Below are 1,716 nucleotides of genomic sequence, written 5' to 3'. Positions count from 1 at the left end.
GACTACAACGCCGATCATGGTCCGCAGGAAGGCAACCTGCTCTTGCAGCAGACGGCCGACTGGCTGAGCGTCAGCTTTGACAGCCGCCAGCTCTACCGGATCAGTGGGGAAGAGTTCGTGGCAGTCCTGCCTGAGGCCAGCGAAGCCGAGCTGGAAAAGCGGCAGGCTGAACTGGAGAAGCGGCAGGCCGGCGAGAAGCTGGTCAAACTGCTGTGGACAGGGAAAGTCTGCGACTATCCGCGCCACATCTTTGATGCCGCCAAGCAGCTGGACCAGGAGCTGAGCGACCGAAAGACGGAATATTACGCTAGTTTGGGCAAAGAATAACAAAGAGACGCCAGGATGCGTCTCTTTTTTCTTCAAAAAATGAACATGGTATAATATTTTCTACACTTTAGGAAAGAGGCAAAAAATGCAGAGAATTTTGTTTTTGTGTCACGGCAATATTTGCCGGTCGCCAATGGCTGAATTTATCATGAAGCAGCTGCTCGAGCAGCGGGGAATGGCCGACCGGGTCGAGGTTGCCTCCGCGGCCGTCACTGCTGATGAAATTTCCGGCGGTATCGGCAACCCGATGGACCCGCGGGCCCAAAGAGAGCTGACCCGGCGGGGAGTCCCGTTTGGCCAGCACCAGGCGACTCTGCTTAAGCGAGAGGATTATGACCGCTACGACTACCTGATCGCCATGGACAGCGAGAACTTCCTGGCCATGAACCAGATCTGCGGCGGCGACCCTGACCATAAAGAATACAAGCTGCTGCAATTTGCCGGCAGCTACGATGACATCGACGATCCTTGGTACAGCAATGACTTTGCCCTGGCTTTCGATGAAATCAGCCGCGGCTGCCAGGCCTTGATTGAGCAGCTGTAAGCGGGCGGTTTGCGAAAGCGCTTGAAACGAGTACAATTAATGGTGTAAGTTGTAAGAAATTTTTTAATTGTCAAGGGCAATAGTAAGGATTTGTTTATGAAAAAGTATGTAATCTTGCACCCGACCGGGCAGATTTCCCGTCTGGTAATCAAGCAGCTGCTGACCGATCCGAAATTCGCGGACGTGCAGCTGACCCTGCTGACCCAGCGGCCGGAACTGCTGCCGGATTTGCCGGCAGACCGGGCAGAACTGGTGACTGGTCCGGCGACCGACCTGGAAAAAATCCTGGAAGTAACCAAGGATGCTGACCTGGTCTTTTTGGGCAAGGTCGACGACAAGAAGTTTACGGTGATCAGCCGCAACCTGGTCAAGGCTGCCCGGGAAAACGGCTTTGACCGGGTGATCGAGTTGAGCCTGGCCGGCCTGTACTATGAAATTCCCGGCGAATTCGGCACCTGGGTCGACGAATGGGTCGGCTCAGGCCGCTTTTTGCCGGCGCGGGAGGCAGCCCACCGGCTGGAAGAAGCTGACCTGGACTACACCTTGATCAGAATGCCGGCTTTGACCGACTGGCCAGACGTCAAGTACGCGCTGACCGGCCGTTATGACGAATTCGTCGGCACGTCCGTTTCCCGGGCCAGCGTGGCTGACCTGGTCTTGAAGATCATGGCTGAGCCTGGCCGCTATTCCCGGGCCAGCGTCGGCATCTCGCAGCCGGAAACGGCTGGCTACGATCGGCCGGTTTATTAGCAAGGGCAAATTAAAAGACCTGCACGCAAGGTGCAGGTCTTTTTTTGTCTGAAATTAGCGGCTGACTTTGGCGCCCTTTGGCAGCCGGCGGCCGA

The 1,716-nt window shown here is 55.9% G+C and carries 3 protein-coding genes; all 3 read left to right on the top strand.

What is annotated here, in order from left to right; genetic code table 11:
• Positions 1–327, top strand: a 327-nt coding sequence (locus tag lacNas_RS10760; RefSeq protein WP_201346853.1) for a diguanylate cyclase domain-containing protein, incomplete at its 5' end; no start/stop codon positions are given.
• Between the two features lie 85 nt (positions 328–412).
• Entirely contained in the window at positions 413–871 is a 459-nt protein-coding gene (locus tag lacNas_RS10755) for a low molecular weight protein-tyrosine-phosphatase (protein ID WP_201346852.1), read from the top strand.
• 96 nt (positions 872–967) lie between these two features.
• Positions 968–1,621: an NAD(P)H-binding protein gene (locus lacNas_RS10750; protein WP_201346851.1), complete on the top strand. Its 654-nt coding sequence runs from the start codon at positions 968–970 to the stop codon at positions 1,619–1,621.
• Positions 1,622–1,716 lie beyond the last annotated feature (95 nt).

The sequence above is a fragment of the Lactobacillus nasalidis genome (assembly GCF_016587775.1).
Lineage (GTDB): Bacteria > Bacillota > Bacilli > Lactobacillales > Lactobacillaceae > Lactobacillus > Lactobacillus nasalidis.
This window is presented reverse-complemented; position numbering and strand designations above follow the sequence as displayed.